18 protein-coding genes are annotated in these 26,080 nt (G+C 69.1%); 9 read left to right on the top strand and 9 right to left on the bottom strand.

Annotation, left to right across the window (positions count from 1 at the left end):
- Positions 1-36 precede the first annotated feature (36 nt).
- From CQ034_RS16095 to CQ034_RS16085, 3 genes are all read right to left on the bottom strand, one after another.
- Complete coding sequence (locus tag CQ034_RS16095; protein WP_029262318.1) at positions 37-1,224, bottom strand: ROK family transcriptional regulator; 1,188 nt, start codon at positions 1,222-1,224, stop codon at positions 37-39.
- Positions 1,225-1,303: 79 nt separating this feature from the next.
- Positions 1,304-4,567, bottom strand: a complete 3,264-nt coding sequence (locus tag CQ034_RS16090; protein WP_105711851.1) for a family 20 glycosylhydrolase — start codon at positions 4,565-4,567, stop codon at positions 1,304-1,306.
- Positions 4,558-5,775 carry an alanine racemase gene (locus CQ034_RS16085; protein WP_105711850.1) on the bottom strand — a complete coding sequence of 406 codons (1,218 nt, stop codon included), beginning with the start codon at positions 5,773-5,775 and terminating at the stop codon, positions 4,558-4,560. The genes CQ034_RS16090 and CQ034_RS16085 overlap by 10 nt, the downstream gene beginning before the upstream one ends.
- 26 nt (positions 5,776-5,801) lie before the next feature.
- Between CQ034_RS16085 and CQ034_RS16080 the strand changes: the two genes are divergently transcribed.
- On the top strand, positions 5,802-6,206 hold the full coding sequence (locus tag CQ034_RS16080) for a RidA family protein (protein WP_105711849.1): 405 nt from the start codon (positions 5,802-5,804) through the stop codon (positions 6,204-6,206).
- A gap of 104 nt (positions 6,207-6,310) precedes the next feature.
- Positions 6,311-7,801: a L,D-transpeptidase gene (locus CQ034_RS16075; protein ID WP_258134243.1), complete on the top strand. Its 1,491-nt coding sequence runs from the start codon at positions 6,311-6,313 to the stop codon at positions 7,799-7,801.
- Between the two features lie 63 nt (positions 7,802-7,864).
- On the opposite strand, the gene CQ034_RS16070 is transcribed toward CQ034_RS16075, so the two are convergent.
- The gene (locus CQ034_RS16070) at positions 7,865-10,084 is read right to left on the bottom strand and encodes an NADP-dependent isocitrate dehydrogenase (protein ID WP_029262313.1); all 2,220 of its coding nucleotides are present in this window, start codon (positions 10,082-10,084) and stop codon (positions 7,865-7,867) included.
- Positions 10,085-10,260: 176 nt separating this feature from the next.
- Here CQ034_RS16070 and CQ034_RS16065 point away from each other — a divergent pair, with 176 nt between their 5' ends.
- From CQ034_RS16065 to CQ034_RS16035, 7 genes are all read left to right on the top strand, one after another.
- Positions 10,261-10,719, top strand: a complete 459-nt coding sequence (locus CQ034_RS16065) for a GNAT family N-acetyltransferase (protein WP_029262312.1) — start codon at positions 10,261-10,263, stop codon at positions 10,717-10,719.
- 205 nt (positions 10,720-10,924) lie between these two features.
- Positions 10,925-11,938 (top strand): LacI family DNA-binding transcriptional regulator, encoded by a 1,014-nt coding sequence (locus CQ034_RS16060; protein WP_105711847.1) that lies wholly within the window; start codon positions 10,925-10,927, stop codon positions 11,936-11,938.
- A 128-nt stretch (positions 11,939-12,066) separates the two neighbouring features.
- Positions 12,067-13,374 carry an ABC transporter substrate-binding protein gene (locus tag CQ034_RS16055; RefSeq protein ID WP_105711846.1) on the top strand — a complete coding sequence of 436 codons (1,308 nt, stop codon included), beginning with the start codon at positions 12,067-12,069 and terminating at the stop codon, positions 13,372-13,374.
- Positions 13,375-13,432: 58 nt separating this feature from the next.
- Entirely contained in the window at positions 13,433-14,398 is a 966-nt protein-coding gene (locus tag CQ034_RS16050) for a carbohydrate ABC transporter permease (RefSeq protein ID WP_105711845.1), read from the top strand.
- Positions 14,398-15,285 carry a carbohydrate ABC transporter permease gene (locus CQ034_RS16045; protein WP_105711895.1) on the top strand — a complete coding sequence of 296 codons (888 nt, stop codon included), beginning with the start codon at positions 14,398-14,400 and terminating at the stop codon, positions 15,283-15,285. Before CQ034_RS16050 ends, CQ034_RS16045 begins: the two co-directional genes overlap by 1 nt.
- Positions 15,285-17,519: an alpha-xylosidase gene (gene yicI, locus CQ034_RS16040; RefSeq protein WP_105711844.1), complete on the top strand. Its 2,235-nt coding sequence runs from the start codon at positions 15,285-15,287 to the stop codon at positions 17,517-17,519. Before CQ034_RS16045 ends, yicI begins: the two co-directional genes overlap by 1 nt.
- Positions 17,516-18,955 carry a GH1 family beta-glucosidase gene (locus tag CQ034_RS16035; RefSeq protein ID WP_105711843.1) on the top strand — a complete coding sequence of 480 codons (1,440 nt, stop codon included), beginning with the start codon at positions 17,516-17,518 and terminating at the stop codon, positions 18,953-18,955. Before yicI ends, CQ034_RS16035 begins: the two co-directional genes overlap by 4 nt.
- A gap of 29 nt (positions 18,956-18,984) precedes the next feature.
- On the opposite strand, the gene CQ034_RS16030 is transcribed toward CQ034_RS16035, so the two are convergent.
- The 5 genes from CQ034_RS16030 to CQ034_RS16010 form a co-directional block, all read right to left on the bottom strand.
- Complete coding sequence (locus CQ034_RS16030; RefSeq protein ID WP_036303542.1) at positions 18,985-19,800, bottom strand: hypothetical protein; 816 nt, start codon at positions 19,798-19,800, stop codon at positions 18,985-18,987.
- 121 nt (positions 19,801-19,921) lie between these two features.
- Entirely contained in the window at positions 19,922-21,736 is a 1,815-nt protein-coding gene (locus CQ034_RS16025; protein ID WP_105711842.1) for an ABC transporter ATP-binding protein, read from the bottom strand.
- Positions 21,733-23,664, bottom strand: a complete 1,932-nt coding sequence (locus CQ034_RS16020; protein WP_105711841.1) for an ABC transporter ATP-binding protein — start codon at positions 23,662-23,664, stop codon at positions 21,733-21,735. Before CQ034_RS16020 ends, CQ034_RS16025 begins: the two co-directional genes overlap by 4 nt.
- Before the next feature lie 361 nt (positions 23,665-24,025).
- On the bottom strand, positions 24,026-24,523 hold the full coding sequence (locus CQ034_RS16015; RefSeq protein ID WP_105711840.1) for a methylated-DNA--[protein]-cysteine S-methyltransferase: 498 nt from the start codon (positions 24,521-24,523) through the stop codon (positions 24,026-24,028).
- Entirely contained in the window at positions 24,520-26,040 is a 1,521-nt protein-coding gene (locus CQ034_RS16010) for a DNA-3-methyladenine glycosylase 2 family protein (protein WP_105711839.1), read from the bottom strand. Before CQ034_RS16010 ends, CQ034_RS16015 begins: the two co-directional genes overlap by 4 nt.
- Positions 26,041-26,080 lie beyond the last annotated feature (40 nt).

Genomic DNA, 26,080 nt, shown 5'->3' with positions numbered 1-26,080 from the left:
TGCTCCCCGCGGTCTCCGCGGTGGCGAAGGGGAGCGTCACGACACGCCCAACTGGCCGGAGAGCACCATGACGGCGGCGCCGCGCAGGACGATGTCCTCCTGGTGGGTCCGGCGCACGACTACGTCCTCGAACACGCCCTCGAGCGTGCGGGCGTGCAGCGTCTCGATCGCGGCATCGATCAGGATGCCGTCGAGCAGATCTGCGGGGCCGGAGAGCACGACCTCGGAGAGATCGAGAGCAGCGACGATCGGAGCGACGGCGATCGCCATCCGCGTTCCGGCGTCGCGCAGGATCTCGTCGCGAGCGTCGGGTTCGGACTCCAGCGCCGCACGCAGGCGGCTGACGCTCAGCCACGCTTCGAGACAGCCGTCCTTGCCGCAGGCGCATCGGGGACCGCCGTCGGTGCCGACGACGACGTGCCCGATCTCCCCCGCCGCGAAGCGGCTGCCCAGCAGCGGCTGGCTGCCGGTGATGAGCCCGGCACCGACGCCCTTGCCGATCTTGATCAGCATGAAGTCGGCCTTCGCGTCCCCGAACGTGTATTCGGCGAGCACCGCCGCGTTGGCGTCGTTCCTGGCGAGGACGGGCAGATCCAGGTCGATGCCGAGCTTCGCCTCGAGCGGGAAGTTCGTCCAGCCGAGGTTCGGCGAGCTGAGGACGAGTCCATCGGGCCGCACGACACCGGGAGTTCCGATGCCGACGCCGAGCAGCGGCTGCGTGGAAGCGGCGACCAGAGTCTTGGCGAGCTCGTGCAGGGCCGCGTACGCCGCTTCGCCGTCGGGCGAGTCCGGCCGCGGCACCTCACGCCGTTCGAGCACGTCGCCGTCGAGGCTCAGCACCGCGCCGGTGAAAGCGCTGGGACCCGAGAGATCGAGGCCGAGGATCTGGTGGCCGACACGGTCGATGTCGATCAGGATGGGCGGCTTGCCCGGACCTACGGCCTCGCGGACGCCCATCTCGATGACGATGCCGTCGGCGATGAATTCGGCGACCAGGTCGGAGATCGTGACTCGGGTCAGCCCGGTCTCTCGCGAGAGATCCGCACGACTCATCGCACCGGCGTGATACAGCGTCTGCAGCACGAGTGCACGGTTGTGGCCGCGTGCATGCTCGGGAAGCACTTTCGCGCGCGAGCGCAGGTGGCGCCCCGGGCCGAAGGCATGCGTGTTCGCGCCGAGGTACTCTACCGGCGGCGCGGGACGCTGTTCATCCGAAACGGACATGTTTGTTAGTAGACCTTACGAACAAAATTTGTGCAACCTCTCCCCGCGGTCGCGCGAGGAGGGTTACCGAAACGTTACATTACTTTCGAAGCTCGGCGGAGGTGTCCTTCGAACGCTCGAGAAGCCGCGTCACCAGACCGGCGACGATGCGCTCGCGTGCCTCGACCGTGAGTGGTTTGCCGGGCACTCCGGGGCGACGCTGATCGGGTGCAGGTCCGTCCAGTGGACGATACCGCACCCCCGCCGCGCGGAGACGGCGCAGCTGCGTCGGCAGACGTCGACCGAAGTCCGCAAACGGTGCCGGGTCACCACCCTCCCAAAGCCGCTCGGCGATCGCCGACAGACGAGGGAACATCGCGAAGTCGACCCGATCACGGGTGGGCAGATGCTCGCTCCAGACGTTGGCCTGACCGCCGACGGCTCCGTCCTCGACGCGCAGGGTGTACGCCCGCTCGATCGTCAGTGGCGGGCCGACCCTGATGGGCTCCTCCGCGGATTCGGACTGCGGGTAGTCGAGGTACGCCTCGAGGTCGGGGCAGGCCACGACCTCGATGCCCCGCGAGAGAGCCGCGCGCATCGCGACCGGGCCACGCCATGCGAGAATCCGGACGCCGTCGGGCACGTCACCCTCGAGCACCTCGTCCCACGCCAGCGCCGTGCGACCTCTGGCGCGTACGTGAGCGACGAAATGGGCCGTGAACCACGGCTGCACGTCGTGCGCGGTGGCGAGTCCGAGCTCCTGCATACGCGCGGCGGCCGCGGCGCTCTGCGCCCACTCGGTCACCGGGACCTCGTCACCGCCGATGCCGATCCACTCCGAGTCGAACACGTCGCACAGCGCGTCGATGGCCGCGCGCCCGAAGGCCAGCGAGGCCTCGGTGGGCGCGAGCGTGCGCGGGTTCACGCCGAACCGCTCCCACGGCGACTCGACCGGGTCGCCGACGTCGGTGTTCCCGAGCTCGGGATAGGCGGCGAGCGCGGCCTGCACGTGACCGGGGAGTTCGACCTCCGGGACGAGCGTGACGAAGCGTTCGGCGGCGTACCTCACGAGATCACGCAACTCGGCGGTCGTGTAGAAGCCCTCATGGACGCCGGGCTCGACAGTCGCGAGCGGACCGTGGCCGCGCTGCGTCGCTGCGCGACGGGCACCGATCTCGGTGAGGCGGGGGAAGCCCGGCACCTCGAACCGCCAGCCCTGGTCATCCGAGAGATGCAGGTGCAGGACGTTGAGATGGTGATCCGCGAGCTGGTCGATGAGACGACGGACCTCTTCCACGGTCCGGAAGTGACGTGCGACGTCGAGCATCGCGCCTCGCCACGCATAGGCGGGCGCTCCCTCCCAGACTCCGGCCGGAATCGGCGTCGTCGCTCCGTCCGGGTCACGGAGCTGCCGCAGCACCGTGGCACCCCGGTACACGCCGGCAGGACTCGCACCCCGGACCTCGATGCCCGAGGCGCTCACACTCACGCGGAACGCCTCCGGTGCGATGCGACCCGCCGCTGCGGCATCGGCGCCGAGCGTCTCATCGACCACGAGGCGGATGCCCGGCCGTCCGTCGTCGCGACCGACTCCACCCAGCCGGCCCGCAACGGTGGCGAGCTCCGCGGTGGCGAGCACGGGTGTCTCGTCCGACCAAGCGAAACCTGTTGCCAGCGGGTCGATGCGTGCGTCGATGCGCGGCACCGTGGCTCGATGGGCCACCGGCGGCATCCGCAGCGCCCGCCCCGGCGTGGCACCGGTGGGCTCGCCGTCGGAGACCACGGGCACTCCGCCGACCAGCACCTCGACGATGCCGAGCGGTGGGGTGAACGGCTCGTCGAAGGTCGCGCCGGCGGCGATGGTCTCGGGATCGAAGAGCACCAGGTCGGCGGTCGCGCCGGAGCGGATCACACCGCGCGGAGCATCGTCGCGGTCGAGGCCCAGCCGTCTGGCCGGTGTACCCGCCAGGTGCTGAACCGCCTCCTCCAGCGTGAGGATGCCGAGCTCGCGCACGTAGTGTCCGAAATAGCGCGGGAACGTGCCCCGGCCACGGGGGTGCGGCCGCGCACCGATCAGGATGCCGTCGCTTCCGCCGGTGTGCTGCGGGTGGCGCATGATCGCGCGGACGTTCTCCTCATCGCCGATGTGCATCAGGATGCCGGTGGCCCCGGCATCGGCGATGATCGTGTCGAGCACGACATCGACGGCTCGACGCCCCGTGGTCTCGGCGATCTCGGCGACCGTCCGACCGACCAGGTCGACCAGGTCAGGATGGGCCGTGCCGGAGATCTGGATCTGCGTCCAGTCGGCCCTCTCGCCGTGGAAGCCGTCACAGCCGACCTCCTCGAGCTCCACGCGGACCGCCTCCCGACCGGCCGCGTCGAGCTCGGCGACGGCACGCAACAGGTCGCCCGTCGCGGCGAGCCTGCTCGGCAGCAGGGCAGCGAGCGTGGTGGCTCCCGGCAGATAGGGATAGGTGTCCAGGGTCACGTCGACGCCATCCGCGATGGCCTCGTCGATCAGGGTGAGAAGCTCCGCTGCCCGCCCCCGGTTCGGGGTGAAGTTCATTGTGGCGTGGGTGAGGTGGACGGGACACCCGGTGCGACGGCCGATATCGAGCGCCTCCCGGTAGGCGTCGAGCGCTCCCCCGCCGTAGCTGCGGGTGTGCGGCGCCCAGTAGCCACCACGCTCCGCGACCACGCGGCACAGTGCCTCGAGCTCCGCCGTGTCGGCGTACATCCCCGGCGTATAGGTGAGGCCGCTCGACATCCCGAACGCACCGGAATCCAACGCCGCGCCGAGCAGATCGGCCATCGCAGCGATCTCGGCGGCTGTGGCCGGACGGTTCTCGTGCCCGACGACCATCATCCTCAGGTTCCCCTGCGGCACGAGGACCGCCGCGTTCGCCACCGTCGCGGCATCGATCGCGGCGAGCAGGTCGTCCACGGTCCGCCACGGCACCTCGGCCGGCATCCCGTTCCACCCGGCGATCTGGCCGGGGATGACGGCGGCCGCGCGGTCGTCCAACGGGGCGTAGCCGAGGCCGTCCTGACCGAGCACTTCGGTGGTGACCCCCTGCCGGATCTTCGCTTCGTGGGCAGCGCCGCTCAGCACGGCGAGGTCGCTGTGCGCGTGCATGTCGATGAATCCCGGGGCCAGCACCAGGCCGGCCGCATCGATCTCCGTCGCGCCATCCGGAAGCTCGAGGCTCTCCGCCGCCTCGCTCGTCAGCACCGCGGCCACCCGGGCACCCTCGACGGCGACGTCGGCCACGTAGCGCGCCGCCCCCGTCCCGTCGACGACTGTCGCTCCGCGGTAGACCCGCACCAGGTCGGCCGCCGCCTTCTCCGCACTCAGAAGCATGTCGCGACCGCCCCGATCACGCGCGGGTCATCCGCGTCGGGATCGTCGATCACGGCGACCACCCGCCACTTGTCGAACGCCGTGCACGGGTGCGAGAGGCCCAGACGCACCACGTCGCCGACCCCCGCCGAAGCGCCGTCCGCGAGCCGCAGGAACGCATGCTGATCGTTGAGCGCCGTGATCTCACCGTCGACCGACTGCGGGACCGGCAGATCGAGATCGAACGGCACGTCGCGACGGCCCGCATCCAACAGGGCGAGGCCCTCTTCCGGCTGCGAGACGACACGCGACCAGGCGTGCATCGCCGAACGAAGTGGCGCGGTTCCGGTCAACGGGCCGAACGGCGACATGCGGGAGTAGAACCCGTCGTCGTGGATCTGGAAGGCACCCGACCGCAGGACGACGTCGGCCTCCGCGCCCTGGGGCGCGAGTACCGTGGCAGCCCGATCGGGGAACGAGCTGCCGCCCGCACTGAGCACAGGGCGGATGTCCGCGGGGTACACCAGGCGCGTGTGCAGCTCGACGATCGTCCGGAGATACGCGTCGACGGCCGCGACGGAAGCGTCGCTGCGATCCGGCCCGAACGGACCTTCGTACCCGGCGACACCGGCGAGTCGCAGCCCGGGAGCCTCCGAGATCGCCTGCGCGATCCGCTCGCCCTCCTCCACGCTGCGGGCGCCGGTGCGGCCCTGCGCGCCGCCGAGCTCGACGAGCACGTCGAGCGGCCGCTCAGCACCGCGCATCCCGTCCGCCAGGATCGCGACGCCGGCGAGGGAATCCGCCCAGCACAGCACCCGCAGCCCGTCATCGGCGGCGAGCAGTGCGCTCAGGCGGCGCACCGCCGCGGCATCCGTGACGCCATTGGCGATCAGCACCGTCGGGACACCGGCGTCGACGGCGACCTCGGCCTGCCACGGTGTCGCGACCGAGATGCCCCACGCGCCCGCATCGAGGAGCCGCTGCCAGAGGGCCGGCGCCATCGTGGTCTTGCCGTGGGGCGCGAGCAGCACCCCCTGCTCCCGCGCCCATGCGAAGACGGTCCCCTCGTTGTGCGCGAGTGCGCCCTCATGCACCGTGAGCACCGGAGTGACCAGGTCGGAGAGGCGCAGATCGGCGCCCGCGACCTCCGAGAGTCGGAGTCCCGCAGCATGCGCCGGGAAGCCCTTCGTCCAGGCGCCGAGAACGGGATCCGGAATTTGTAGAGGCATCTAACAAGGCTACTAGGCTGGACGGCATGACCGCGAAGATCCGAGTTTCCACCGATGCCGCCCCCGCTCCCGCGCACACCTTCTCGCAGGGGATCCGCAAGGGCCCGTTCGTCCAGGTGTCCGGCCAGGGCCCGGTCGACCCGCAGACGAACGAGTACCTCTTCCCCGGCGACGTGGCCGCGCAGACCACTCGCACCCTCGAGAACGTCAAGGCGATCGTCGAGGCATCGGGCGCGACGTTCGACGACGTCGTCATGCTGCGCGTGTACCTCACCAAGCGCGAGGACTTCCCGATCATGAACGATGCCTACGGCGCCTTCGTGACCGCGAACACCCCCAGCGGAGTCCTCCCGTCGCGCACCACCGTCTTCACCGGTCTCCCCCGCGAGGAGATGCTCGTCGAGATCGACGGCATCGCCATCGTCGACTGACCTGGCGCGGGGAGGGACGATATCACGGACCGTTGCCTCCCCGTTACCTCCCATCCCGTACCATTGGACCTCAGGACACGTTTGAGATCCGGGGGGTGAAGTTCGTGACCGATCTGATTTCTGCGCCGGGCGCAGCAGCCGAGGCGCACGGCGACGACGCCACGCCCACCGCCGTACTCACGCCGCGGGACTCGGCCACCGACGCCGTCCCGCCCACCACCGGCGAACAGCCGTTGGCGTGGGCCCCCGTCGAACCGGCCCCCAAGAAGCGCCGCCTCGGCCTCTGGATCGGGCTCGGACTCGGCGTCGTCGCCCTGGGCGCGGGAGCAGCCTCGCTGGTACTCATCGCACCGGGAACCACCGTCGCCGGAATCCCGGTCGGATGGATGACACCGGGCGCCGCGGCCGAAGCGATCAGCACGCATCTCGCCGAGACCGAGGTCACGCTCACCGGCGACGGAGATGACGCGGTCCTGACCGGCGCCGACCTCGGCGCGTCCCTCGATGCGACCGCTCTCGCCGATGCCGCCTTCGCCGCCCGACCGCTGTGGAACCTCGGCATGTGGATGGGCGATCCGGTTCCCGCCGACATCGCCCTCGATGCGGAGATGGCCTCCGCGGCGCTGCGCAGCGCCGTGCCGTCGAGCTTCCAAGACCCGGTGGATGCCGGTGTCGCATTCGACCCCGCCGGCGGTAAGTACATCGTCACGGCCTCGGAGCCCGGCACCGGAATCGACCTCGGCGATCTCACCGCCGCCTTCACCGATGCGGTGGCCGCGGGGAAGACGTCTCTCGAATACCCCGGCGGTCCTGCTGAGGCCCTGCCTGCCGTCTCCGACGACGACGCCACCGCCACCGCCACCGAGCTGAACACGATGCTCGGGACGATCGGCTTCTACGTCGGCGACGAACGCACCGTGCCGGTCAAGCCCGCGGTCGCAGCCACCTGGCTGACCGTGGTCGACGAAGACGGCCAGCTGCGCATCGAAGCCGACGCCCAGGCCATCCAGGCCACCGTCGACACGCTTCCGGGTCTCGTCGACCGGGCGCCGGTCAACGCCACGAACATCGTCGACTCCGCCGGCACCGTGTTGCGGGCCGAGCAGGAGGGCGTCGTGGGCCGCGCCGTCGGCGACACGTCGGGCATCGCCGAGCAGTTCGCTCAGCAGCTCGCCGCCGGCGACGGGGTCTACAAGCTCACCGTGGGCGAGACCGCTTTCGAGACGGTCAACCTGTTCCGCCGCATCGAGATCAACCTGAGCTCGCAGCGCGCCTACCTGTTCCAGAACAACGAGGTCGTGCAGTCCTGGGCGGTGTCGACCGGGTTGCCCGGCACGCTGACCCCGGCCGGCAACTTCAAGGTGTTCGCGCACACGGCCATCCAGGACATGGGCTGCTACGAGGGCGCGCCCTACTGCACCGAAGACGTCCCCTGGATCACCTGGTTCGCGCCGAACATCGGCTTCCACGGCACCTACTGGCACAACAACTTCGGCCAGCGGATGAGCCACGGCTGCGTGAACCTCCCGATCGATCTCGCCAAGTACGTCTACGACTGGTCGCCGGTCGGCCTCGAGGTCTCGGTCTACTACTGAACCGCTCTCCCGCGGACATGAAGAAGGGGGTGGATGCCGAAGCATCCACCCCCTTCTCGTGTGTCAGCGCAGTGCGTCGACGATGCCGTTCAGCGTGGCGGACGGACGCATGACCGCGGCGACGAGATCCTCGTCGGGACGGTAGTAGCCGCCGATCTCCACCGGCTTGCCCTGCACCGCGTTGAGCTCGGAGACGATCTTCTCCTCGTTCTCGGCGAGCGTCGCGGCGATGGGGGCGAACGCCGCTGCGAGCTCGGCGTCCTTCGACTGCTTCGCCAGCTCCTGAGCCCAGTACAGGCCCAGGTAGAAGTGGCTGCCGCGGTTGTCGATGGTGCCCAGCGCGCGGCCCGGGGAGCGGTCCTCCTCGAGGAAGGTGCCGGTCGCGGCGTCCAGCGTCTCGGCCAGCACGCGGGCCTTCTCGTTGCCCGTGCGGTCGGCGAAGTGCTCGAGCGATGCGGCCAGCGCGAAGAACTCGCCGAGGGAGTCCCACCGCAGGTAGTTCTCCTCGACCAGCTGCTGCACGTGCTTCGGTGCGGAGCCCCCGGCGCCGGTCTCGAAGAGACCGCCGCCCGCGAGCAGCGGCACGATCGAGAGCATCTTGGCGCTCGTGCCGACCTCGAGGATCGGGAACAGATCGGTGAGGTAGTCGCGCAGCACGTTGCCGGTGACCGAGATCGTGTCGAGCCCGTGACGCATGCGGGCGAGCGTGTAGCGCGTCGCCTCCTCGGGCGCGAGGATCGTGATCGTGAGGCCCTTGGTGTCGAGCGTCGCGAGGCCCTGGTGCACCTTGGCGATGATCTGGGCGTCGTGCGAGCGGTTCGCGTCGAGCCAGAAAACGGCGGGGTCGCCGGTCGCGCGTGCACGGGTGACCGCGAGCTTGACCCAGTCCATGACAGGGATGTGCTTGGTCTGCGTCGCGCGCCAGATGTCGCCCTTGCCGACCGTGTGCTCGATGAGCACCGTGCCCTCGCTGTCGAGCACCTGGACGATGCCGTCTGCGGCGATCTCGAACGTCTTGTCGTGGCTGCCGTACTCCTCGGCGGCCTGCGCCATGAGCCCCACGTTGGGAACCGTGCCGATCGTCGCCGGGTCGAGCGGACCGTTCGCGATCACGTCGTCGATCACGGCCTGGTAGACGCTCGCGTACGAGGAGTCGGGGATCACCGCGAGGGTGTCAGCCTCTTCCCCGTCCTTGCCCCAGAGCTTTCCACCGTTGCGGACGAGCGCGGGCATCGATGCGTCGACGATCACGTCGCTCGGCACGTGCAGGTTCGTCGTGCCCTTGTCCGAGTTCACGTACGACAGGCGCGGCCCCTCGGCGATCGCCTTGTCGAAGGCGGCGGCGATCTCGTCGCCACCCGCCACGTTCGCGAGCCCCGCGAGGATCGAGCCGAGCCCGTCGTTCGCGCTGAGTCCTGCCGCGGCGAGCTTGTCGCCGTACTGCGCGAACACGTCGGCGAAGAACGCCTTCACGACGTGCCCGAAGATGATGGGGTCGCTGACCTTCATCATGGTCGCCTTGAGGTGCACCGAGTACAGCACGTCGTCGGCCGCGGCTGTCTTCAGCGTCTCGGCGAGGAAGGCATCCAGCTCCTTGGCGGAGAGGAAGGTCGCGTCGATGATCTCGCGCGGCAAGACCTTGAGGCCCTCCTTCAGCACGGTGACCGTTCCGTCTTCGGCCGTGTGCCGGAAGCTCAGCACGTCGTCGTGGGCAGCGACCCAGGAGCGCTCGTTGTGCTTGAAGTCGTCGTGCCCCAGGGTGGCGACGCGCGTCTTCGATCCCGCGGCGAACGGCTTGTTGCGGTGCGGGTGCTTCTTCGCGTAGTTCTTCACGGCGAGAGGCGCACGGCGGTCGCTGTTGCCCTCGCGCAGCACCGGGTTCACGGCGGAGCCCTTGATGCGGTCGTAGCGCGCGCGCACGTCCTTCTCTTCGAGCGACGACGGCTCGTCCGGGAAGTCGGGGATGTCGTAGCCCTGCTTCTGCAGTTCCGCGATGGCGCCCTTGAGCTGGGGGATCGATGCCGAGATGTTCGGCAGCTTGATGATGTTCGCCTCGGGGAGCGTGGCCAGGCCGCCCAGCTCGGCGAGCGCGTCGCCCACCTGCTGCTCCGGCGTGAGCTTCTGCGGGAAGGCGGCCAGGATGCGGCCTGCCAGCGAGATGTCGCGGGTCTCGAAGTCGATGCCCGCCTGACCCGTGTAGGCCTGGATGATCGGCAGGAACGAGGCGGTGGCCAGTGCCGGCGCCTCGTCTGTGTGGGTGTAGATGATGGCTTCGTCGGTCACCGGGAGGTTCTCCGCTCTTGTGGTCTATTTGTCTCGATACCAAGATACCTGAGTGGCTTCGGGCCCGTTGCCCCGGCCTCTCACCGACGTCCGGCGAGTGGTGACGATCGGCCAGTTCTGGACGAAATGTTCGACCGAGACGTGTCGGTTCCGGCCCGAGGGGTTAGCCTGGGTCCATGTCCGAACTGCGCATGGTCGAACTCTCCGCTGCGACGATCGTCGCCGTGAACAACCTGTCGCTCAAGCCCGGACAGGAGCAGTTCCTCGCTCCCGTCTCGTACGGGATCGCAGCCACAGTCATCAACCCGCAGACCTCCTGGCAGCGGGTGATCCTCGACCGCAACGAGGTCGTCGGCTTCGTCAGCGCGAACTTCGATCCCGAAGCACCGGAGGAGCATTTCCGCTCCGTGCTGTGGCGCATCAACGTCGACGCCGACGATCAGGGTCGCGGCGTCGGCCGCTTCGCCGTCGAGGCGCTGGTCGAAGAGGCCAAGGCGCGCGACGTCGACCACGTCAACGTCATCTACGAGGCCGGCGAGGGCGGGCCCGAGACCTTCTTCCACCGCGTCGGCTTCACGCCTGTCGGCGAGACCGCGTACGGCGAGGTCATCGCCGAGATCCGCGTCACGTCCTAGGCCGGCGGCGGGGTCTCGAATCCCCTCCCCCATCGAGACCTCGTCGCCCTAGACCGCGGGATCGCTCCCACGGTTGCGGAAGCGTATTTGTTGCGCATGACCACAAAAGGCTTGCGCAGGGCGACGGGTCGTGTCTATCATCGCTGGAGAAGCGTGAGCGAAGCGCTTCGACGATTGCTTCCCGCACGATGACAATGGAGTCCCGATGACGACGATCCATGAGGTGGCACGCGCCGCCGGTGTGTCGATCAGCACGGTCTCCTACGCTCTCAGCGGCAAGCGCCCGGTCTCGGAGAAGACCCGGATGCGCATCGAGGATGCCGTGGAGGCCCTCGGCTACGAGCCCGATGCCGGCGCGCGCATGCTGGCCGGTCGGCGCACCCACATCTTCGCCCTGACCGAGCCGCTGCGCGCCGACACGCACGCGCCCACCCACATGGCCTTCGTGCTCGCGACCGCGGTCGCCGCCCGGCGACAGGGCTTCGACATCCTCCTCCTCACTGACGAGCAGGCGTCCGAGGGGATGAACCGCGTGGCGGCGAGCAACCTCGTCGACGCGATCCTGGTGCTCGACGTCGCCCCCGATGACGAGCGCGTCCCCATCGCCCGCTCGGTCGGCACGCCCACGATCTTCATCGGCCTGCCCGACGACCGCGACGGCCTGACCTGCGTCGACCTCGACTTCGAGGCGGCCGGCCAGCTGGCCGTCGACCGTCTCGCCGACGCGGGCCACCGACGCATCGCCCTGCTCGGGCAGACCGAGGTCTCGTACCGCAAGTCGAACTTCCCCCGACGCCTGCTCCGGGGCGCGCAGGAGCAGGCCGCCGCCCGTGGCGTCACTCTCGACTGGTCCCCCTCGGGTGCGGCGGTGACGGATGCGGTCACCGTGCGCGCGTCCGCGGAGGCCGCGCTCGCCCGCGGAGACCGCGCGTTCATCGTGCACGCCGTCGACGACGTGCACCAGGTGCTGCTGTCCGTGCTCGCCGAACACGGACTGCGGGTCGGCGACGACGTCTCGGTGGTCTCCGCTGCCGCATCTTTCGACACCTCGGCACTGCCGGTGCCCGTCGACACGATCCCGCTGGTGCCGCAGCGATCCTGCGTAATCGCGGTCGACTTGGCCATCCGCCGTCTGGACGACCCGCTCGCGCCCGCGGAGATCCACCTCATCCCGCCCGAGTACCGCTCGGTCGGCTCCGTCTCCCCCGCCCAGGACTGACCACCCTCCTCACCCTCTCGCCGGCATGTTCGCGATCGAAACGCTTCGACGATGCCGTGCCCACAACTGAACAATCCGACCCAGTGAAGTGTCCGGCCCATGGGGCCATTGAGAAAGGAGTGCCGACGATGGCACGCAGCACCCGCAGGACGAAGGCGCTGGCCCTGGTGGCCGCGCTCACGACGACCGGCATCGCGCTGAGCGGCTGTACAGCCGGTTCAGGCGACGAGGGCGGCGACGGTCAGACCCTCAAGCTCTGGCACTACGAGGGCGCCGACAGTGCGATGGGCAAGGCCTGGGCCGAGTCCATCAAGATCTTCGAGAAGGAGACCGGAGCGAAGGTCGAGTTCGAGGAGAAGTCCTTCGAGCAGATCCAGAAGACGGCGAGCCAGGTGCTCGACACCGACGCCGCGCCCGACCTCATGGAGTTCAACAAGGGCAACGCGACGGCAGGCTTCCTCGCCTCCACCGGCCTGATCGCCGACATCTCCGACGCGGTCGAGGAGTACGGATGGGACGAGAAGCTGGCGCCGTCGCTGCAGACCACCGCCAAGTACTCGGAAGACGGCGTGATGGGCGGTGACACCTGGTTCGGCGTTCCGAACTACGGCGAGTTCGTCGGCGTCTACTACAACGAGGATGCCTTCGCCGCAGCAGGGCTGGAGATTCCCACCACGTACGAGGAGTTCGTCGACGTGCTCGACGCCTTCGTCGCCCAGGGCGTCACGCCGCTCGCGGAAGCCGGCGCCGAGTACCCGCTGGGACAACTCTGGTATCAGCTCGCGCTGCTCGAGGCCGACCGCGGCTTCGTCGATGACTACCAGCTCTACAAGGAGCCCGTCGACTGGCAGGGTCCCGAGGTCACGTCGGCGACGGAGACCCTGAAGGAGTACGTCGACAAGGGCTACATCGCCTCCGATGTCTCGTCGGTCAAGGCCGAAGACGCCGGCGTCTCGTTCATCAACGGCTCGTCGCCGATCTTCGTCTCGGGCTCGTGGTGGTTCGGTCGCTTCGTCGCCGAGGCCACCGGCTTCGACTGGTCGATGGCCGCGTTCCCCGGAGCGGACCTCTCGCTCGGCTCCTCGGGCAACCTCTGGGTCGTTCCCGAGAACGCGTCCAACAAAGACCTCGCCTACGAGTTCATCGACATCACGATGCGCCCGGAGATCCAGGCGATCATCGGCAACAACGGCGGTCTCCCCGTCGCGGCGGACACCGCCGACATCACCGACGAGAAGAGCGCGGCCCTCATCGAGACGTTCAACGGGGTCCTCGACGCCGACGGCCTCTCGTTCTACCCGGACTGGCCCGCGCCCGGCTTCTACGACGTGATCGTGCAGGAGCTGCAGGGCCTCGTCACCGGCGTGCAGGACGTCGAGACCACGAACAAGAACCTCGGCGAGCAGTACGACGAAGGCACCGCCGACTTCCGTTGATCGACCCGCGGGGGCGGCATCCGCACGGACGCCGCCCCCGCACCTCCTGGAGATGAACATGTCACTCGCCACCCGCCGCGAGGGCCGCACGAAGCTGCCGCCCGAACAGCCGTCGATCCCGCAGCGCCGCGGTGGGACCGGGGCCTACTGGATCTACCTGCTCCCCGGCTTCGTGCTCCTGCTCGTCGTCGTGATCGTCCCGCTCATCTGGAACGTGTACCTGACGTTCACCAAGTGGAAGGGGGTGCGCACACCGGAGTTCATCGGGCTCGAGAACTGGCAGGAGATCCTCACCGACGACGACTTCTGGACCTCGTTCACGAACTCGGTGTGGATGATCATCGCGATGGTCGTGGTACCCACGATCGTCGGCCTGATCGTCGCCGCGCTCCTGTTCGACGTCGTCGGACGCAAGTTCGGCGGCAAGGTCGGCAGCTTCCTCCGGGCCACGTACTACCTCCCGCAGATCCTCCCGATCGCCGTCGCCGGCATCGTGATCGGCTGGATCGTACGCCCCGGCAGCGACGGCGCCCTCAACCAGATGCTCGGGTGGTTCGGCCTGCCCGCCTACGACTGGCTCGGTCAGATGCCGTCGGCGCTCATCGTGCTCATGGTGGTCATGGTGTGGGTGCAGCTCGGCTACCCCGTCGTGGTCTTCATGGCCGCGCTCCAGCGCGTCGACCCCGAGCTGTACGAGGCCGCGGAGCTCGATGGCGCGAACTGGTTCCAGCGGTTCTCGGCGATCACGATGAGCATCATCCGCCCCGAGATCTTCGTCGTCACCCTGACCTGCACGATCGCCGCACTCAAGGTGTTCGGTCCGGTCTACATCATCACCCGCGGCGGCCCTGCCGGTGCCACCCTGGTGCCCGCGTACTACGCCTACCAGGAGTTCTTCACGAAGCGGAACGTCGGCTACGGCGCCACGATCGCGACGGTGTTGACCATCGTCGTGGTGATCGTGTCGATCATCTTCATCCGCGTCCAGAACTCCCTCGAGCGCAAGGAAAGGGCGGGTCTGTGATGCACGCCACCACCGCCATCGTCACCGGGAAGCCCGCCAAGACGCGCCCGCGCGGCGGCATGACCAAGAAGCGACCGATCGACTGGCTGCTGCTGGCACTCGTCATCGTCGGCGCACTGCTCGTCATCGCGCCGTCCTATCTGGTGCTCGTGAACTCGTTCAAGTCGCCCGTCGACTACGCCACCTCCGGCCCCCTCGCCCTCCCCGAGTCGCTCGACTTCGGCGGCATCATCACCTTCTGGGAGCGGGTGAACTTCCCGGAGAAGGTCTGGAACTCGATCTTCATCGCCGGGATCGTGTCGGTGCTCGCGGTCGTCATCTCGATGCTCAACGCCTTCGCGATCGGCATCGGGCGCGTGCGCGGTCGCTCGTGGATCGTGCTGCTGTTCCTGATGGCCAACCTGCTGCCGCAGGAGGCTCTGCTCTACCCGCTGTACTACATGTTCAAGTCCGTCGGACTGTACGACAACGTGTGGTCGGTCATCATCGTCTTCACCGTCATCCAAGCGGCGTTCGGCACCTACCTGCTCTCGTCCGTCTACGGCACGTTCCCCAAGGAGGTGCTGGAGGCCGCGTCGCTCGACGGTGCGAGCCGCTGGCAGATCCTGTGGCGAGTGATCTTCCCGATCAGCCGTCCCACGCTCTCGGTCCTGCTGATCTTCTTCTTCATCTGGACGTGGAACGAGTTCCTCATCCCGCTGACGTTCCTCGCCTCGAATGCGAATCAGACGGTTCCCGTCGCCATCAGCGTGCTCCAGGGCGACCGCCTGATGGACGTCACCACCACGAGCGCCTCGGCGCTGCTGGGCATCATCCCGACGCTCATCTTCTTCCTCATCTTCCAACGCACCCTCACCCGGGGCATCACCGCAGGAGCAGTCAAGTAATGAAGTTCACCGACGGGTTCTGGCAGCTGCGTCCCGGGGTCACCGCGCTCTATGCGCAGGAGGCGTACGACATCGCCGAGACCGACGAGACGCCGGACGGGACCGGCATCGTCATCACCGCACCCACGATGGTCATCGCGAAACGCGGCGACACCCTCAACCGCCCCGTGCTCACCACCACCCTCTCCTCCCCCGCGGAGGGCGTCATCCGCGTACGCATCGCGCATCACGCCGGCGGACGTCGGCAGGGAGGCTTCTCACTGCCCGGCGCGGGAACGGGAACGGCCTCGATCTCCGTCGGCGACCACGGCGGTGTGCTGGACGCCGGATCCCTGGTCGCGCGCATCACCCCCGGCGAGCCGTGGGACCTCTCGTTCGAGGTCGACGGACGCCGGGTGACCGGCAGCGGCCACAAGGCGCAGGGCTACGTGCGGCTGGCGGACGATGCCCAGGTCGATCGCGGGATCGTCGGCAACGGACGGCAGGGCGGCGCAGCTCCCCGCGCATCCGCCTACGTCCACGAGCAGCTCGACCTCGGCGTCGGAGAGCACGTCTACGGACTCGGCGAGCGCTTCGGACCGCTGGTCAAGAACGGCCAGACCGTGGAGATCTGGAACGCGGACGGCGGCACCTCCAGCGAGCAGGCCTACAAGAACGTCCCGTTCCACCTCTCGGACCGCGGCTACGGCGTGCTCGTGAACGACCCGGGCCACGTCTCCTACGAGATCGGCTCGGAATCCGTGGAGCGCGTGCAGTTCTCGGTGTCCGGCGAGGTGCTCGAGTACTTCGTGATCGCGGGTCCGACTCCGAAGGACGTGCTCGGTCGCTACACGGCTCTCACCGGTCGCCCGCCCGTCGTCCCCGCCTGGTCCTACGGGCTGTGGCTGTCGACCAGCTTCACGACCGACTACGACGAGCAGACCGTGAACTCCTTCATCGACGAGATGTCCGCGCGCGAGCTGCCGGTGTCGGTCTTCCACTTCGACTGCTTCTGGATGCGCGAGTTCCAGTGGTGCGACTTCGAGTGGGATCCGCGGGTCTTCCCCGACCCCGAGGGGATGCTCGGACGCCTGCACGACAAGGATCTGCGGGTCTGCGTGTGGATCAACCCCTACATCGCCCAGCGCTCCCCCCTGTTCCAGGAAGCCGCCGATCAGGGATTCCTGGTGAAGCGCGCCGACGGCTCGGTGTGGCAGTGGGACCTCTGGCAGGCCGGTATGGGGCTCGTCGACTTCACGAACCCCGACGCCACCGCCTGGTACCAGTCGAAGCTGCGGGGCCTCGTCGCGCAGGGCGTCGACTGCTTCAAGACCGACTTCGGCGAGCGCATCCCCACGGATGTGGTGTGGGCCGACGGCGCAGACCCCGAGCGCATGCACAACCTCTACACCGACCTGTACAACCGCGCGGTGTTCGACGTTCTCACCGAGACACGCGGCGAGGGCGACGCCGTGCTGTTCGCCCGGTCCGCGAGCGCCGGCGGCCAGACCATGCCGGTGCACTGGGGCGGCGACTCCACCTCGACCTACACGTCGATGGCCGAGACGCTGCGCGGAGGCCTGTCGCTCGCGCTCTCGGGGTTCGCGTTCTGGAGCCACGACATCGGCGGGTTCGAAGGCATGCCGGATGCCGGTGTCTTCAAGCGCTGGACGGCATTCGGGCTGCTGGGGTCGCACTCGCGCTTCCACGGCTCGAGCTCGTACCGGGTGCCGTGGGCGTTCGACGAGGAGGCCGTGGAGGTGACGCGGCAGTTCACGCACCTCAAGATGCGCCTGATGCCGTACCTGTACCAGCAGGGGCTGGATGCCGCGGCGACGGGGGTGCCGCTGATGCGGCCGATGGTGCTGGAGTTCCCCGAGGATCCGGCGACCGCCTACCTCGACCGGCAGTACATGCTGGGGTCCGACCTGCTCGTCGCCCCGGTGTTCACCGAAGACGGAGAGGTCGAGTTCTACCTCCCCGCCGGCGAATGGACCTCGTTGCTGACGGGCGAGACCGTCACGGGCGGCGGCTGGCGGCGCGAGAAGCACGGGTTCGACTCGCTGCCGCTGTACGTACGGCCGGGCACGGCGCTCCCCTGGGGCGCCCGGGTCGACCGCCCGGACTACGACTACCATGACGGACTGCGGCTCCGGGTCTTCCCCGGCGGCGCCGGCAGCGCCACGGTCACCGTCACGGACCCGGATGGACGCGCCGAGGACTACACCGTCGACCTCGAGGAGATCACCGCATGACCAGCCTGCTCACGCCCCGCGACGACTACCGCGGCTCCGGACTCGTGTTCCCCGAGGACTTCACGTTCGGGTCGGCCACCGCCTCCTATCAGATCGAGGGAGCCGCGGCCGAGGACGGGCGCACCCCCTCGATCTGGGACACCTTCAGCAAGACACCGGGTCGGGTCTGGAACGGCGACACCGGCGACGTCGCGTGCGATCACTACCACCGTGTGGACGAGGACCTCGATCTGATGTCCGACCTCGGGCTCGAGGCCTACCGGTTCTCGATCGCCTGGCCGCGCATCGTCCCCACCGCATCGGGCGCGGTGAATCAGGCCGGGATCGACTTCTACTCGCGCCTGGTCGACGGGCTGCTCGAACGCGGAATCCGGCCGGTGGCGACGCTCTACCACTGGGACCTCCCGCAGTATCTCGAGGATGCCGGTGGTTGGACGTCGCGGGCGACCACCGACGCCTTCGAGCGCTATGCCGAGATCATGGGTGCGGCCCTGGGCGACCGCGTGCACACCTGGACGACACTGAACGAGCCGTGGTGCTCGGCCTACCTCGGCTACGGCCAGGGCGGCCACGCACCCGGACGGCACGAACCGGAATCGGCGCTGTCTGCCGTGCACCACCTGAACCTCGCCCACGGTCGCGCGGTGCAGGCGCTTCGCGCGACCTCCACCGGCGACCCGGACTACTCGGTCACCCTGAACTTCCACGTGCTCCGCGGGCACGGCGACGGGGCCGCGGAGGCGATGCGCAGGATCGACGCCCTCGCCAACCGCGCGTTCACCGGCCCGATGTTGCGCGGCGAATACCCGGCCGATCTCCTCGAGGACACCGCATCGGTCACCGACTGGAACTTCGTGCAGGAGGGCGACCTCGCCACGATCGCCCAGCCGATTGACGTGCTCGGTGTGAACTACTACTCGACCGCGACCGTGCGCCTCTGGGACGGCGTCTCGCCGAAGCAGCAGAACGACGGCCACAAGGGCGCCGCGGGCGGAACGGCCTGGCCCGGCAGCGACCAGCTGGTCGAGTTCGTCGAGCAGCCCGGTCCCTACACCGCCATGGGCTGGAACATCGCTCCGGAGGGACTGGAGGAGCTGCTGGTGTCACTCTCCGAGCAGTTCCCCGAGCAGGCGCTCATGGTCACCGAGAACGGCGCCGCGTTCGAAGACGAGGTGACCGAGGACGGTGGGGTGCATGACGTCGAGCGCACCGACTACCTGCGCCGGCACTTCACCGCCGCACACCGGGCGATCGAGCGCGGTGTGGACCTGCGCGGGTATTTCGTGTGGTCGCTGCTCGACAACTTCGAGTGGGGGTACGGCTACGCCAAGCGCTTCGGCATCGTCCGGGTCGACTTCGACGACCTGGCACGCACCGTGAAGGACTCCGGCCTCTGGTACCGGGAACTCATCCGCACCCGGACCGTGGAGGCCTGACCGCACATCCGGGCTTCGCCGGGCGGCCGTCAGGGGCGGTCGTCCGGCTTGCCGGGCTTCTTCCGGTTGGTCCAGGCGGCGATGGCGGATGCCGCCGCACCGGCAGCACGGTCGATCGCCTCGGCGGAACGGCTGAGCATGTCCTGGGCCGCGTCCTGCCACGCCGCGTTCGGCGGGGCCTCGCCGGCCTGGACCCTCGCCGCGTGCTCGGCGGCCTCGAAGGCGCGCTCGAGCTCGGCGACCGCGTCTCGGTAGGCCGCGAAGTCGGCGGGTGTGGTCTTGCCGGAGACCGCGCGCCGCATCTCGGCCGCGTGTCCGGCTGCCCGCAGGTACGCCGCCGTGGCGGGGAGCTTGACATCGGTCATCGCGGGATAGGCGATCTGGAGCGCGGGGTCGGTCTCGTACCGCATCCACCGGACCGTCACGGCGTCGTGCGTGGCATGCAGCCGTTCCACGGGGCCGGGCTCGGAGGACGCCGGTATCGCCGCGCGTGCGGCGTTCAGACGCACCTGACGGGCACGCACGTCGGCCGAGGCCGCCTTGGCGTCGCGCTCCCGTTCCTTGAGCATGCGCCGCGCTCCGGCCACCTGTTCCGCTGTCGCGCGTTGCGCTGCGCGCTCCGCGGTCACGCGAGCCAGATCGGCACGGGCGATCTTCAGGGCGATGCGTCGCTCGGACGCGATCCGCTGCGCCGTCCTGAGGTCGTGGCGCGCCGCATCGACCTCGAGCCGACGCCCGCTCATCGTGCTGCTCCGGCGACGCAGACCGATCGCACCGGCCGTTCCCGCAGCGACGGCGGTCGGCGCGATCCACCACCACTCGGCGGCGAGCAGCAAGGGGTCCATGATTCGATGCTACCCAGGCGCGGCGACGGACGGATCCCCCGTGCCGCACTCCCGAAGCCGATCCCCACCCCTGCGAGCACGGGGAGGTCCCGCGCCCGCAGAGGTGAGGTGATCGGCATCATCAGACCAGTGTCTCCTGCCAAGCCGCATGCAGCTGGGCGAACTTGCCGGTACCGCCGATGAGCGCGGCCGGAGTGTCGTCCTCGATGATCTGCCCGTGCTCCATCACCAGCACCCGGTCCGCGATCGCGACCGTCGACAAGCGGTGCGCGATGATGATCGCGGTGCGGTCCTTGAGCAGGGTCTGCAGCGCATCCTGGATCAACCGCTCCGACGGGATGTCGAGCGATGCCGTGGCCTCGTCGAGAATCAGCACCGCGGGGTCCGCGAGGAACGCCCTGGCGAACGAGATGAGCTGACGCTGACCGGCCGAGACCCGTCCACCGCGCTTGTTCACGTCGGTGCCGTAGCCGTCGGGCAGCGACGAGATGAACTCGTCCGCTCCCACCGCACGCGCGGCGGCCCTGATCTCGTCGAGCGACGCATCCGGCTTGCCGAGGGCGATGTTGTCGGCGACGGTGCCACTGAACAGGTAGGCCTCCTGCGTGACCATGACGATCGCGCGGCGGAGGTCCTTCGGGTGCAGCGAGCGCAGGTCGACGTCGTCGAGAGTGACCCGTCCCTGGGAGGGGTCATAGAACCGCGAGATGAGCTTGGCCAGCGTGGACTTGCCCGCACCGGTCGTGCCCACCAGGGCGATCGTCTCACCGGCGGGGATGTCGAGCGAGAAGTTCGGGAGGATCGTCTTCTCGCCGTTGTAGCCGAAGGTCACCTCGTCGAACCGGATGTGGCCGCGGGATTCCCACAGGTCGACCGGCTTCTCGGGATCCGGAACGGTCGGCACCTCTTCGAGCACGCCCGACACCTTCTCCAGCGCGGCCGTGGCCGACTGGTAGGAGTTCAGGAACATCGCGATCTCCTGCATCGGAGCGAAGAAGTTGCGCACGTACAGGACCGCCGACAGCAGCACACCCACGGTGAGCGCGCCCTCGGACACGCGGATGCCGCCCCACAGCACGACGATGCCGAGCACCAGCGCGGCGACGCCCATGAGACCGGGCTCGAACGTGCCGAACAGCAGCATCGAGCGGCGGTTCACATCGCGGTACTCTCCCGCGATCTCCTGGAATGCCTTGTCGTTGCGCGGCTCCTTGCGGAACGCCTTCACGGCGCGGATGCCGGTCATCGTCTCGACGAACTGGACGATCACCTTCGCGCTGATCACACGCGACTCGCGATAGACCAGCTGCGAACGCGAGTAGAACCACTTCATCAGGAAGAACAGCGGCACACCGCCGATCGCGAGGATCAGGCCGGACTGCCAGTCCCAGAGGCACAGGGCGATGAAGGTGAAGAGTCCGAAGAGCACGCCCGAGACGAGCTCGTTCAGACCTCCGTCGAGGAGCTCCTTGATGGAATCGAGGTCACTCGTCTGGCGCGAGATGATGCGACCCGACGTGTACGACTCGTGGAACTCCAGGCTCAGCCGCTGGGTGTGCAGGAAGATCCGCTTGCGCAGATCGAGCAGCACGGCCTGCGTCAGCTTGGCGGCGATGATGACGTACCAGGCGATCATCACGGCGGCCAGGATGCCGGCGGCCAAGTAGATGCCGCCGATCATGAAGGTCGGCATCCAGTCGGCCTGGTCGATGGCTGCAGGCAGCGCACGGTCGAGGCCGATGCTGATCAGGATGGGACCGGCGACCTGCAGAGCGGTCGAGATGATCAGTACCGCGGCGGCCAGCACGATCTGCGGCTTCAGCGGGCGCACCAGCGATCCGAGCAGCCGGAGAGACCGACGACGGATCTCCCTGCTCTCCTCGCGGGTGTACTCGGAACGATCCTCGTCCTGGGTTCCGGTGATGGCGGAGCTCATCGCTGCACCTCCTTCTCGGTGATCGGGTCTTCGTCGGCGGCCTCGGCTCTGCGGCCCTCACGGACCTCGTCTTCGACCTCGAGCTGTTCGTCGCGGATGATCGGGATCGCCCCGGTCCGCGCCGCCTCCTCGGCCTCCAGGCTGGAGATCACGTGGCGGTAGTGCCGACTCGTCTTCAGCAGCTCGGAGTGGGTGCCCACCGCGGTCACGCGGCCGGCTTCGAGCAGCGCGACGCGGTCGGCGAGCGCGACGGTCGAGGGACGGTGCGCCACGATCAGAGCCGTCGTCTCGGCGAGAACATGCCGCAGTGCCTCTTCGACGAGCGCCTCGGTGTCGACGTCGAGCGCCGAGAGCGGGTCGTCGAGCACGAGCACCTTCGGCGCCGCCGCCACCGCGCGGGCGAGGGCGAGCCGCTGACGCTGCCCACCGGAGAGGCTGAGCCCCTCCTCGCCGATCACGGTCTCGACGCCGTCGGGCAGCGAGTCCACGAACGACGCCTGCGCGACGTCGAGCGCTTCCCGGAGCACGCGCTCCCCCTCTTCGCTGTGCACGTCGAGGTCGGCACGGCCGAGCAGCACGTTCTCGCGCACGGTCGCCGAGAACAGCGTCGCGTCTTCGAACGCCATCGCGATGTGCTGACGCAGTTCGGACAGCGGAAGATCGCGCACATAGACGCCGTCGAGCGTGACCTTGCCGCCCGTCACGTCATACAGGCGGGTGGGCAGCGTCGTGAGCGTGGTCTTGCCGCTGCCGGTGAGACCGACCAGCGCCATGGTCTCGCCGGGGCGGAGGACCAGATCGATGCCGTCGAGCAGATCGCGCTCGTGCGCACCGGCGTCCTGATACCGGAAGTGGGCGTCCACGAACGCGAGCTCGCCGCGCGGGTTCTCGATGTGCACGGGGTTCTCCGGGTCCGTGATGGTGTTGGTCTCGGAGAAGATGTCGAACACGCGGTCGGTCGCCGTGCGGGCGTCGAGCATGAACGAGAACAGGAAGCCGATCGACTCGATGGGCCAGCGGAGCACCACGGCCATCGCGAAGAACGCGAACAGCTGTGCCTCGTCGATCTGCCCCTGCGAGATCAGCCAGATGCCCGACATCAGGCTGAGGCCGAACGCGATCTGCGGCATCATGTCGAGCCAGAACCAGATCGACGCGATCGCACCGGCCTTGCTCATCTCGGTCTCGCGCAGCGTCTCGGCCTGGCGGCTGAAGCGGCTGAGCGCGTGCTTGCCGCGGCCGAAAGCCTTCAGCACGCGGATGCCGTGCACGCTCTCCTCGACGCTGGTCGCGAGGTCGCCGGCCTGGTCCTGGCTGCGGCGGGTGAGCGCGCCGTAGCGCTTCTCGAAGAGGTAGCCGCGGATCCACAGCGGGATCGCCGTGACCAGAAAGATCGTGCCGAGCAGCCAGTGCCAGCGGAACAGCAGCACCGATCCGATGATGATGGTGAGCACGTTGACGACGAGCAGCACGAGCCCGAAGGCCAGCCAGCGGCGGATGAGGCCGATGTCCTGCATCATGCGGCTGAGCAGCTGACCGGAGCCCCACCTGTCGTGGAAGGACACCGGCAGCGTCTGCAGGCGCGAATACAGCTCGGTGCGCATCTTGTACTCGACCTCGGTCGAGGGGTTGAGCACGAACTGACGACGCAGCCAGACCATCAGCGCCTCGCCGAGGCCCAGCGCGAAGACGGCGAGGGCACCCCAGACGATCGCGGTGAAGTTACCGGAGCGGACCGGTCCGCTGATGATCTGCTCGAGGACGATCGGGATCATCAGGGCGATGATGGCCGCGATGAGCGCGCTGGCAGCACCGCCGGCGAGCCGCCAGATGACGGGCTTCACGAACGGCTTCAGCCGCCACAGTGCGGCCGGAGTGGAAAGGGTGGACGAAGGCGGGGGATTCTGCGCGGAAGGCGAGGAAGACATGTCTCTCAGACGAGTTTCGTATGGAATGCGGTTGCGGAAGGGGACGGATGCGAGAGCGGACTCACAGAGTCCGGCATCCGGTGCAGAAGGGGCGGAGTGGCTCTAGGAGAGCGGGCGCGCCGGGGTCGAGCCGAGAGCTGCGATCCGCGCGGTGGCGATCGTGGTCATGGTGTCCTCCTCAGGGCTCGGCTGTGTCGTCCGGTCGGCGCGACAGCCCACCAGCCTATTGCTGTGAACCAGCTGAACACAAGACGCATTCCCGATTTGTTCGGCGTCTTTCGCGGCAATCCGTGATCAGCCCGCCTTCCGGCACGCCGACGCCGCGCCGCCGGGGGTGGGCAGCGCGGCGAGGAGAGGGCGTTCAGGCGGCGATGCCCTCGCGCGCGAGCAGGCTCTCCTTCACGTCCAGCCCCCAGGCGAAGCCGCCGAGGCTGCCGTCGGTGCGCAGCACGCGGTGGCACGGCACGAACAGCGCCGGGGCGTTCCGCGCACAGATCGAGGCGGCCGCGCGCACGGCGTTCGGATTGCCGAGCCGCGCCGCGAAGCCGGTGTAGGTGAGCGGGGCGCCGGGTTCGATCGCCCGCAGCGCCGACCATCCGGCAAGCTGCAGCACGGTGCCCGACTGCTTCACCGTGACCGCGTCGATCGCCGACAGGTCGCCCGCGTAGAAGGCCAGTGCGGCGTCGGCGGCTTCTGTCTTCGCCTCGCGGAGCTCCTCGGGGCGGTTCGCCGGAGACAGTCGCTCAAGGATCGCCTCGACGTCGGAGGTCCACCCCGACGACAGCACCCGCTGGCGCTCGTCGGCGAGGATCGTGAAGGCCCCGTCCGGGGTCTCGATGGTCTGGATGAGAGCGGTCATGAGGTCTCCTTCGATGTCGTGTCAGCTGTGGTGGCAGCGCGGGCAGTGGATGCCGCGCGCCGGGGCCCTGCCGGTCGCACCGGGGCGGCGCGCCAGAGATGCGCGCTCAGGTAGCTGCGCCAGGGGGCGGTGCGTTCCGCCCAGGCCGTGAGCGGCCGGGCCTCTCCCGGGAGTCCGGAGGCCGCAGCTCCCGCACGCAGCGCGACGTCGCCGGGGAGCAGGATGTCGGGGTCGCCGAGCACCCGCATGCGCACGTAATCGGCCGTCCACGGTCCGATGCCCGGCATGGCGAGGAGGGCCGCGCGCTGCTCGCCACCGTCATCGCCGACCGTCAGGGTCAGCGAGCCGTCGGCGAGGGCTGCGGCCGCACCGGTGATCGCGCGGATGCGCGCAGCAGGGCCCCGAAGCACTTCGGCGCCCTGTTCGGCGATAGCGGTCATCGTCGGGAAGAGCAGCCCCTGTTGCGTACGCTCCCCCAGTGCCTCCGTGAGCGCGGTGAGCGCCGTGCGGGCGGCGACCACGGTGATCTGCTGCCCGACCATGGCGCGGATGAGCATCTCGTGCGCGTCCGCGGAACCGGGGACGCGGATACCGGGCGTGCGGGCGACGAGCGGCGCGAGCTCGGGGTGAGTGGAGAGCGCCTCGTCGATCGCCAGCGGGTCGGCGTCCAGGTCGAAGATGCGCCGCACGGTCGCGACCAGCGGGGCCAGATCGCCGAGGCGCGCGACTCGAGCCCGCAGGTGCAGGCGTTCCGACGCATCCTGACTCACCTCGAACCAGGCGGGACCGCCGGCCATCCGCAGATGCCGGGAGAACGACGACGCCGTGGTCTCTTCGACCCCGGGTACGGCGCGTGCCGCCATCCACGTGAAGATGCCGCTCGCGTCGAGCGGACCGCGGTACGGCAGGACGAGGTCGATCGCACCGGGAACCGCGGAGGCCGGCAGGCGTCGACGCGCCCGGAGCTCACCGGGGGTGAGCCCGAACACCTCGCGGATCGTGTCATTGCACTGGCGGATGCTGGCGAAGCCGGCCGAGAAGGCCACGTCGGAGATCGGCATGTCCGTGCCGACGAGCAGCATCCGCGCCGTGTGCGCACGATGCGCCCTGGCGAGGGCGAGGGGCCCGGCACCGAGTTCGGTCGTCAGCAGACGGGTGAGGTGCCGGCTGGAATACCCGAGACGCGCGGCGAGCCCCGGCACCCCCTCGCGCTCGACGACGCCGTCGGAGATGAGGCGCATGGCCCTGGCCGCGACGTCACCGCGGATGTCCCATGCCGGAGACCCGGGGGCGGCTTCGGGGAGGCAGCGCTTGCAGGCGCGGTACCCGGCCTCGTGTGCGGCCGCGCTCGTCGGATAGAACGTCACGTTCTGCGGGTTGGGCGTGCGTGCAGGGCAGCTCGGACGGCAGTAGATCCCGGTCGAGCGCACGGCCGTCACGAACTGCCCGTCGAAGCGGGTGTCGCGCGCGCTGATGGCACGGTAGCGCTCGTCGAAGTCGATCACGGGGAAGCTCATGCCTCCACCCTGCCACGCACCACCGACCTCGACTGGCGGA

Source organism: Microbacterium sp. MYb45, from assembly GCF_002979655.1.
Taxonomy (GTDB): Bacteria; Actinomycetota; Actinomycetes; order Actinomycetales; family Microbacteriaceae; genus Microbacterium.
Note: the sequence above shows the minus strand (reverse complement) of the source record. Positions and strands in the feature narration are given on the sequence as shown.